At 64.1% G+C, this 9440-nt stretch carries 9 protein-coding genes; 4 read left to right on the top strand and 5 right to left on the bottom strand.

Going from position 1 to position 9440, the window contains the following annotated elements:
• Nucleotides 1-99: 99 nt before the first annotated feature.
• The 4 genes from ACI48D_RS04350 to greB all read right to left on the bottom strand — a co-directional run bounded on the left by ACI48D_RS04350 (nucleotide 100) and on the right by greB (nucleotide 3888).
• Complete coding sequence (locus ACI48D_RS04350) at nucleotides 100-1635, bottom strand: PAS domain-containing protein (protein WP_435569987.1); 1536 nt, start codon at nucleotides 1633-1635, stop codon at nucleotides 100-102.
• 752 nt (nucleotides 1636-2387) lie between these two features.
• Complete coding sequence (locus ACI48D_RS04345; protein ID WP_435569986.1) at nucleotides 2388-2702, bottom strand: hypothetical protein; 315 nt, start codon at nucleotides 2700-2702, stop codon at nucleotides 2388-2390.
• Nucleotides 2703-2705: 3 nt separating this feature from the next.
• Complete coding sequence (locus ACI48D_RS04340) at nucleotides 2706-3308, bottom strand: biliverdin-producing heme oxygenase (RefSeq protein WP_435569985.1); 603 nt, start codon at nucleotides 3306-3308, stop codon at nucleotides 2706-2708.
• A gap of 13 nt (nucleotides 3309-3321) precedes the next feature.
• On the bottom strand, nucleotides 3322-3888 hold the full coding sequence (greB, locus tag ACI48D_RS04335) for a transcription elongation factor GreB (protein WP_435569984.1): 567 nt from the start codon (nucleotides 3886-3888) through the stop codon (nucleotides 3322-3324).
• 90 nt (nucleotides 3889-3978) lie between these two features.
• Here greB and ACI48D_RS04330 point away from each other — a divergent pair, with 90 nt between their 5' ends.
• The 4 genes from ACI48D_RS04330 (at nucleotide 3979) to ACI48D_RS04315 (ending at nucleotide 8455) form a co-directional block, all read left to right on the top strand.
• Nucleotides 3979-4599, top strand: coding sequence for a hypothetical protein (locus tag ACI48D_RS04330; RefSeq protein ID WP_435569983.1), 621 nt, complete (start codon nucleotides 3979-3981; stop codon nucleotides 4597-4599).
• A gap of 24 nt (nucleotides 4600-4623) precedes the next feature.
• Nucleotides 4624-6129, top strand: a complete 1506-nt coding sequence (locus ACI48D_RS04325) for a PAS domain-containing sensor histidine kinase (RefSeq protein WP_435569982.1) — start codon at nucleotides 4624-4626, stop codon at nucleotides 6127-6129.
• Nucleotides 6126-6773, top strand: a complete 648-nt coding sequence (locus tag ACI48D_RS04320; protein ID WP_435569981.1) for a response regulator — start codon at nucleotides 6126-6128, stop codon at nucleotides 6771-6773. The genes ACI48D_RS04325 and ACI48D_RS04320 overlap by 4 nt, the downstream gene beginning before the upstream one ends.
• 98 nt (nucleotides 6774-6871) lie before the next feature.
• The gene (locus ACI48D_RS04315; protein WP_435569980.1) at nucleotides 6872-8455 is read left to right on the top strand and encodes a GGDEF domain-containing protein; all 1584 of its coding nucleotides are present in this window, start codon (nucleotides 6872-6874) and stop codon (nucleotides 8453-8455) included.
• A gap of 10 nt (nucleotides 8456-8465) precedes the next feature.
• On the opposite strand, the gene fliD is transcribed toward ACI48D_RS04315, so the two are convergent.
• Nucleotides 8466-9440, bottom strand: a 975-nt coding sequence (gene fliD, locus ACI48D_RS04310) for a flagellar filament capping protein FliD (RefSeq protein ID WP_435569979.1), incomplete at its 5' end; no start/stop codon positions are given.

Below are 9440 nucleotides of genomic sequence, written 5' to 3'. Positions count from 1 at the left end.
GGCGTCGGAAAAACTCGTTTGCTTCATCGGTGATGCTGGAAAGATGGGATGCATCATTGTGCCAGTTGCGCCGGCGGCCGGGGGAGCTCGGCGATTAAATCAGCGCTTCCCTAGGCGCGCCACCGTCTCCTTTGACGTCACGCTGCCTGTCAGACGACTCGCCACTTGGTCGAGCAGGAGATCGCCCATGCAATGGCCCAGCGTATCGTTAATCACCTTAAAATTGTCCAGGTCGACTACCATAACTGCACCCATTCGTCCGCTTTTGGCATGCAGCGACAGGGCATGTGCGAGCCGGTCCATCAATAGCTGGCGGTTAGGCAGCTGGGTTAATGGATCGTAGAACGCCAGCCGGCCAATCTCCTCCTGCGCCAGTTTCATGTCGTGGATATCCATGGTAGTACCGTACCACTTGGTGATAGTGCCATTGTCGTCCCTGATTGGCATGCCTTTCGCTAGGTGCCAGCGATAGGTTTGGTCGGCGCGCAGCAAGCGGTATTCGCACGAGAAGATATCGCCGCTGCGGACCGATTCCATCCAATGCGACAGTGTCGGGCCGACGTCGTCGGGATGCAGCAGGCCGATCCACTCGTCGGCAAGCCTGTCAATGTTCTGCAGACCGGCATAGTCGATGATGGCGCGGTTGCCATAATCGATCTGGCCGTCTGGCTCGGCCGACCATACGATGTATGGCATGGCGTCGGCGAGATGGCGAAAACTCTGCTCGCTCGCGATTAATGCATATTCACTCTCCTTATTGTTGCTGATGTCCCTCAGGATGCCCTGGACTTGCGTCACCTGGCCGTCCGCACCCAGCAATGTCTGGGTGCTTGAACGTACCCAGACCCGGCGGCAACTCATCGTCCTTATCTCCAGCTCCTCATCCCATCCCTGTCCCGATTGCAGGCAAGCCTCGAACGCATCCATCATCTTCCTGCGGTAACTCGGCACGACAAAACTCAGGCTTTGCTCCCAACTGAGAACGGTGCCATGTGGCATCTCATGCAAATCGCACATGGCATCGGACCAGTAAAAACGTCGTTCTGGCAAGCTCATTTCCCAAGTCCCGATGAGAAAGGACTTGTTAGCGATCTGCAAAAACGCATTCTTCTTTTGTACTTGATTGGCACGCGCCACCTCGGCGGCCTTGCGCTCCCGCCGCAGTAGCAGTTGGGCGACAACTTGCAGGGCAAGTGTTTCCAGCGTTTCAACTTGAAGCGAGTTCAGCAATCGTGGTACGCGATCCATGACCGCGAGCGTGCCAAGCACTACTCCCTCGGGCGCGACCAGCGGCATGCCAGCGTAAAAGCGGATTCCTGGTTCACCCACCGACAGCGGATTGCTGGCGAACAGCGGCGTCGACCACGCGTCTTCAACGACGAACAGTTCTGCTGCATTGATCGCATGAGCACAAAACGCGATATCACGTCCGGTTTCCCGTACCTCGAGCCCCACCGATGACTTGAACCATTGCCGGGTCGCGTCGACGAAAGTAATCGTGGCCATCGGCGTTTCGCAGATGCGTGCGGCTAACCTAGTTAAGCGATCGAAGCATTCCTCGTCTGCACTATCGAGAATGTCGTACGATATGAGTGTACTCAGGCGTAGCTGCTCTGATTGATTATTACTGTACATGTTGAAAAGAAAGGAGCCAATGGCGCTAGGAAGCAAGCGCATTGTTTTGCCAGGCCCGTCATCGAAAGGTTTGTGGCGATAGCGAAAACGCAACGGGCTAATCGAAAGCCCGGGCGAGGGAAGAGTGCAATTCTAGCGGATAAAACCCAGTCAACGGCGAAATGTTGCCGCGCAGCAACGATGAGTTCCCCGTTGATGAGCATCCGACAAGCAAACGTGGAAGTCGCACTACGACAGCTTGTGACACAGGTACCAGCCTACGCACAGAATCATGATGTCCTGCTCGAAGTGTCGGCCCTTGAACGAGTCGAACTTACTCGCATGCTTGCGCATACGGTGCAAAGGCTGCCATTCTAGCCAGACAACGCCTACGTTAGAAATTGTGTCTCAGGCCTTCTACTTACCCAAGTCGACCCTTATACCTGCCGGCGAATCCCAGTAGGCGACGGTGGCCCAGTCGGCCAGAGCGATCACGGTATCGTTGCCCGCGCCGCCGATCGCGATTCCGCTCCTGACGGCAATGGTATCGTCGCCGGCATCGCCGTAAAGAACGGTTCGCCCGGGATGTCTAGCTTGTCCTGGTCAATCAGGTCGTTGCCGGGCGTGCCGTGGTAATCCATGCATGTGAATAATTGTTCAGTTGCAAGAATTATAAAGGCGTTCAGATAACAAAGAATATTCTGAAATTTCCTTTTTGCATCAAATGCCGACGAGCATCCTCCGAGCAGGATGCCTGGCGGTCCGTCAGTCCGTCACGCCACATCCCTGTCGCCCAGGCTGCTCCTCAGCCAGTCGCGCCCGCGCGCATCCAGCGCCTTGTCGACGACCTCGGCGGGCAGGCTGTACACGGTCGCCCAGGTGGCGCGGCCGTCCGCCGCATTCGACGGAAAACTCGTGGTCTCGATCGGCCAATGGTACTTGCGCTTCAGGGAGCGGACGATCGCGGCCAGGGTCACGCGCCCACGCAGGGGCTCGGCACCGGCCTGGTCGGCATTCGACAACAGGATCGCGAGGACCAGGCCGCGCGCCGTGCGCGGGCCGGGGAAGGTGGGGGTTTTCTTGGGCATTTATCAGGAATCGCGAGGCGTGCTCAAGGCCAGGATGCTGTCGAATGCCGCGCACGCTCCCGCGCTGGCCTCGGCAATCTCCTGCGGACTGCGCACGTGCTCGCGCAAGGCCAGCATGAAGACGCGCCAGCGCGGGCCGGGACCGCTGTCGCTTCCCTTCAGGTAGCGCAGCGGATGCGGGGCCAGCCGTTCGTGCAGGCGCTGGTAGAGGACGGCGCCGCCCAGTTGCGAGCCTTCGATCACGTAGCACACGCCCCAGCGCCAGGCAGGGCTGGCGGCGGACGGCCATCCGGCATCGGCGGATGGCGCCGGCACCGGTGCGGCCGGCATACCCTGCTCGGCCAGGTCCTGGTCGATCAGCGCCAGCCTGCCGGCCTGTTCGAAGCGCGGGCCGTCGGCGAACCCGGCGAGCCAGCCCTGCAGCGGCGCCAGCCAGGCGCGCAGCATTGCCAGGTGGGCGGCGTAATCGGCCAGCGACGCATCGGCGGCGCCGATCGGCAGGCCGCTGTCGAGCTCTTCGTGGCGGCTGGCCGTGGCACTGCGCAGCGCAGCCAAAGGATCGGGTCCAAACCCGGCCTCACGCGCGGCTTCGGTATTGCGATTCATAAAGGGATTCAACTCAATCGGTAATGGGTTCGGGATACTCGACGCCGAGGATTTCCAGCTCGTCGGTACCCTGCGGCGTCTGCAGGGTGACGACGTCGCCCTCGCGCGCCTTGGTCAGGGCGCGCGCCACCGGCGAAACCCAGCTGATCCTGCCCTTCAGCGGATCGAGCTCGTCGATGCCGACAATGGTGACGGTGTGCTCTTCGCCCGCCTTGTTCAGGTAGCTGACGGTGGCGCCGAAGAAGACCTGGTCGTTGCCATGGTGGACCGAGGGGTCGACCACGAAGGCCGAGTCCAGGCGCTTGGTGAGGAAGCGGATGCGGCGGTCGATCTCGCGCAGGCGCCGCTTGCCGTAGATGTAGTCGCCGTTTTCCGAGCGGTCGCCGTTCGAGGCCGCCCAGTGCACCACGCGCACGACTTCCGGACGGTCGACGTCGATCAGCTGCAGCAGCTCGTCCTTGATGGCCTTGTGCCCGGCCGGGGTGATGTAGTTCTTGGAGCCGGCCGGGATCGCCTGCGCCAGCGCAAGGGCTTCATCGTCGTCGTCGTTATCGGACTCTTTTACAAATGCCTTATTCATAAGTCTTATTGTAGCCCCAAGCGCACAAACGTGATGCAAATGCGTCACGGCTGCGACGGCAGGCGCCGCCATTTCCCGTATCATTCGGACATGACACGAGCCATGACGAATGCGCGCACCCGGCTGTTCGCGCCCTTGGTGTACCTGGCCGCCATGCTCCTGCTGCTCGAGGAGTGGTGCTGGGACGTGGGGGCGCGCCTGGGCGCGGGCCTGGCGCGCTGGCCGCTGCTGGCGGCGCTGGAGACCCGCGTGCGCCGGCTGCCGCCCTATGGCGCGCTGTGCGTGTTCGTGCTGCCCGGGCTGCTGCTGGTGCCGGTCAAGGTGCTGGCCGTGGTGGCGATCGCGCACGGCCATGCCGTGTCCGGGATCGCCACCATCGTGATCGCCAAGCTGGGCAGCGCGGCGGTGGTCGCCCGGCTGTACGCGCTGACCCTGCCGACCCTGCTGGCGGTGGGCTGGTTCGCGCGCTGCCACGGCTGGTTCATGCGGCTGAAGAACCACTGGGTCGGGCGGCTGCGCGCCAGCCGCGTCTTTTTGCAGGCCGGACAATTGCTGCGGCACAGCCGGCGCGCGCTGCGCCAGTGGCGTTTCCGATTCGCGCGACGGGTACGCGGCAGGCGTGCCGGGGTGCCGTTCGGCAGCCGCCACGCCAGCCGCATGTCGAGGGTGCTGCGCCGTTTCATCGTCCAATGGCGCGCGCGGCGCCGCTGACGGACCAACAACATGAAGAATGCGATGACTCCCTCTCCCGTCCCGGCCCTGGCCCCGGCCATGCAGGCCGCCGCCACCGAGATCTACCTGATCGACGCCGACACCCTGCTGCTGGTCGACGCCAACCAGGCGGCGCGCCAGAACCTCGGCTACGACCTGGCCAAGCTCAACACCATGAGCCCGCTCGATCTCGCCCCGGACCTGGACCTGGCCGAGCTGCGCGGGCTCCTGGCCTCGCTGGGCCAGGACGTCGGCGCCCAGGTCGGCCTGCGCACCCATTTCCTGCGTGCGGACGGCAGCCGCTATCCGATCAAGCTGTGTTTTCTCCGCATCGTGCGCGACGGCCACTCGCTGTTCCTGGCGATCGGCGACGACCAGTCGCTCGCGCACGCCGCCACCGCCGCGCTGCAGCAGTACCAGGCACGCTTCAACGCCGTGGTCAACCATACGCCGGGCCTGGTCTACCAGTTCGTGCTGCATCCGGACGGCCGCACGGCCTTCACTTACCTCAGCGAAGGCTGCACCGCCCTGCTCGGGCTGCCGGTGAGCGAGCTGCAGCAGGATCCCGGGCGCTTCGTGCAGCTGATCCTCCCGGAAGACCGGAAAAGCTACCACGATGCGATGCTGGCCTCGAAGGCGGGCGTCAGCGCCTGGAACTGGGAAGGCCGGATCCGCATCGAGGACACCTGGAACGACGTCAAGTGGATCAACCTGCGCGCCACTCCCTTGCCGCTGGACAGCGGCGGGATGCAGTGGGACGGCATGATGACCAACATCACGGCCAGCAAGCTGGAGCAGGAAGAGATCCGCCGTTCGCGCGCGCGCCTGGCCGAGCTGACCGCGCACATCGAGCAGGTCAAAGAGCAGGAGCGGACCCGCATCGCGCGCGAGATCCACGACGACCTCGGCGGCAACCTCACGGCGATCAAGATGGCGCTGGCGATGCTGGCGGCGCGCCTGCCGGCCGAGGCCACGCTGCAGGAAAAGGCGGATTACCTGGACAAGCTGGTCGACCGCAGCATCGAGGCGGTACACCGGATCTCGCTCGACCTGCGGCCGTCGACGCTGGACCTGGGCATCGTCGCCGCGCTGGAATGGCAGGCGCGCGAATTCGAGAAGCAGATGGGCATCGCCTGCATCGTGCGCACCGACGGCGGCGCCGACGGTAGCGACATCGAAGGCGAACTCGACCCGGACCATGCCAGCGCCCTGTTCCGCATCTTCCAGGAAGCGCTCACCAACATCGCCAAGCACGCCGGCGCGACCCGGGTCACGGTCACGCTGCGCCGCCAGCGCCAGCACCTGACGCTCACCATCTGCGATAATGGCCGCGGCATCACCCAGGCCGACCGCCTCAAGCCGCATTCCTTCGGGCTGCGCGGCATGAGCGAGCGCGCCCGTGCGCTGGGCGGCACCCTGAGCTTGTCGGCGGTGCCCGGCGGTGGCACGATGGTGGTCGTCAAGATCAGGCTGACCGCATCGGCAGCAAAAGCCGCAGCGTCCCAGCAACCCGAAGCCCCCCGAGCATGACAGAAAAAATCAGTATTCGCGTTTTTATCGCCGACGACCACGCCATCGTGCGTGCAGGCCTGAAACAGATTCTCGCCGAGGAGCGCGACATTGCCGTCGTCGGTGAAGCCGAGACCGGCCTCGACGCCGTCAAGCTGTTCCGCAAGTCGCGCTGCAACGTGCTCCTGCTCGACATCTCCCTGCCCGACCGCAACGGCATCGAAGTGCTCAAGCAGATCAAGGACGACAAGCCGGAACTGGCCGTCCTGATGCTGTCGATGCACCGGGAGGACCAGTACGCGATCCGCTCGCTGAAGGCCGGCGCCTCCGGCTACCTGACCAAGCAGAGCGCACCGCGCGAGCTGGTGAATGCGATCCGCCAGGTGGCGGGCGGCCAGCGCTATGTGAGCGCGCAGCTGGCCCAGGTGCTGGCGGCCCAGCTCGGCGAAGACCACGACAAGCCGGTCCACGACACCTTGTCGGACCGCGAATACCAGACCCTGACCATGATCGCATCCGGCAAGACGGTCAGCGAAATCGCCAGGGAACTGTCGCTGTCGGTGAAGACGGTCAGCGAGTACCGTTCGCGCCTGCTGTCGAAAATGAAGCTCAAGACCAGCGCGGAACTCACCCACTACGCCATTCGCAACCAGCTGATCGATTGAGAGGGAAGTAAGCGGTATTCCGCCGTTTTTTCGATCGATCGAAAATAAAAAACAGGGCTAGGATGGCGGAATAAATATTCCAAATAGCAACGCCCACCATGTCCAGCCCCAGCCAGAACCCGGCCGAGATCGCCCGGGAGGCGTTTCGCCGTCTCGCGACCCGGCGCATCGCCCCCACGCCCGACGCCTACCGGGATATCTATAACGAGATCGCCGGCGTGCTCGCGCCCGTCGTGCCTGCGTCTGCTCCCGCGCCTGCCCCGGCGGCGGGCGGCGCCGATCCGGGCGCGGAAAGCGTGCTGTCCGGCTTCGCCCACCGCCTGGCCGACACGCCGGGCGAACTGGCCGAGATCGGCACGCGCCTGAACCGCGCAGTCAAGCAGCGCGACTGGGACGGCTATGCACGCATGCTGTCGCAACTGGCCGAGAAGCATCTGCGCCGCCATACCCATCCGGTGCTCGCGCTGGGCCTCGAGGACGCCGAGGCCAAGCAGCTGCGCGACCTGCTCAGCCGCACCCTCACCTTTGCGGTCGCGGCCCTGCTGCCGACCGGTTCGACGCTGGCCGGCGCGGCCGAATCGCTGGGCACCGCGGTCAAGACCGCGCACGGCGAAGCCGCCCTGCACGAGATCGGCGCGCGCCTGAAGGAACTGTGCTACCAGATCGAACTGAAGAGCGGCGACAGCGCCGAGCAGCAGGAGCTGCTGCTGCGCCTGTTCAAACTGCTGCTGGAGAACGTCAGCGAGCTGCTCGACGACGACAGCTGGATGCGCGGCCAGATCGCCGCCGTGCAGGACTTGATTGCCGGCCCGCTCGACCACCGCGCGCTGGAAGACGCGACCCGCAGCCTGAAGGACGTCATCTACAAGCAGGGCCAGCTCAGGCACGGCATCGCCGACGTCAAGCTGACCATGAAGCAGATGATGATGACCTTCATCGACCGGCTCGGCTCGGTGGCTGCCTCGACCGGCGACTACCAGGAAAAGATCGGCGGCTTCTCGGAGCGCATCCGCGGCGCCGCCAACATCGAGGAACTGAACCTGGTGCTGGAAGAAGTGCTGCGCGAGACCCGCGCGGTGCAGGCCGAGGCGCTCGCCTCGCGCGACCGCATGCTGGCTGCGCACCGGGAAATGCAGGAAGCGGAAGCGCGCATCAGGGACCTGGAAGCGAAGCTGCAGCACGTGAGCGAGCTGGTGCGCGAAGACCAGCTGACCGGCAGCCTGAACCGGCGCGGCCTGGACGACGTGTTCGAGCGCGAGAGCGCGCGCGCCGACCGCCGCGGCACGCCGCTGTGCGTGGCCCTGCTCGACCTCGACAATTTCAAGAAGCTCAACGACACCTACGGCCACCTGGCTGGCGACCGCGCGCTGCGCCACCTGGTCAAGGTGGTCAAGGACACGCTGCGCTCGATGGACGTGATCGCCCGCTTCGGCGGCGAGGAATTCCTGATCCTGCTGCCCGAGACGGATGTCGAGGCCGCCAGCGCGGCGATGGTGCGGGTGCAGCGCGAGCTGACCAGGCACTTCTTCCTGCACGATAACGAGAAGATGCTGATCACCTTCTCCTGCGGCGTGGCGCTGCGCCGCCAGAACGAGGACCAGGTTTCCTTGATGACGCGTGCCGACCAGGCCATGTACAGGGCCAAGAGCAGCGGCAAGAACCGGGTGGTGGTCGCCGAGTGATCCGGCAGACTCAGTAGGACGACGACAGCGAGGCCAGCTGCTGGGCCAGGTAGTTGCTGGTGGATTTCATCTTGGCCATCGACGTGTCGAGGGCGTTGAACTGGGTGCGGTAGCGCGCTTCGGTCTGCGCCAGGCGGTCCTGGATCGTGTTTTCCTGGTCGCCCAGGCGCTTCAGGGTATCGTTGATGCCGTCGGTACGGGTCTGGATCACGCCTTTCGAACCCAGCATGCTCGTGGTCAGCGTGTTCAGGCGCGTGCCGATGCCGCTGGCCGACGAAAACAGATTGCCAAGGTTGTCGAAGTTGCTGTCGATCGCCTTTTGCAGCTTGTCGGGCTTCTCCAGCATCAGCGTGCCGTCGCGCTGGAATGAAATGCCGATGTCCGACAGGCCTTTCAGGTCGCCTGCATCCGATACCGCCTTGCCCAGTTCCGAACGGATCTGGGTGAGAATGCCGCGCGCCGACGAATCGCCGTTGAGCACGGCGCCGGTCTTGGTGGTGGCGTTGTACGAGGTCAGGTTGCCGACGGTGCTCGCGAGCTTGTTGTAGGCGTCGATCAGGCCCTGGACATTCTTCTTGATCGTGTCCGCATCCTTGGCGATGGTCACCTTTACCGGGTTGCCGGCATTGGTCTCGGCCAGGTTCAGGGTCACGCCCTTGATGGCGTCGGTCACCGTGTTGGACGGCTTTTTCACATTGATGCCGTCGATGCTGAACTCGGCGTCGGCGGCGCTTTGCAGCGGGGTCATCGAACCGGTACTGGTGTCGAACGGGGACAAGTCGCCGCCGGCGCTGATCTTGACGGTGTTGGCCGCGCCGGTATCCTTGGCCGTGACCACCAGGCGGTCCTTGGTGCCGTCGTTGATGACGGTGGCGGTGACGCCGGCGTCGGCGCCGTTGATCGCACCGGCCAGGCCCGACAGCGAGAAATCGCTCATGGGAATACTGACCGGAGTGCCGTTGCCGACGGTAATCGTCATCGAACT

Source organism: Massilia sp. LXY-6 (assembly GCF_051233485.1).
Classification (GTDB): Bacteria; Pseudomonadota; Gammaproteobacteria; order Burkholderiales; family Burkholderiaceae_D; genus Telluria.
This window is presented reverse-complemented; position numbering and strand designations above follow the sequence as displayed.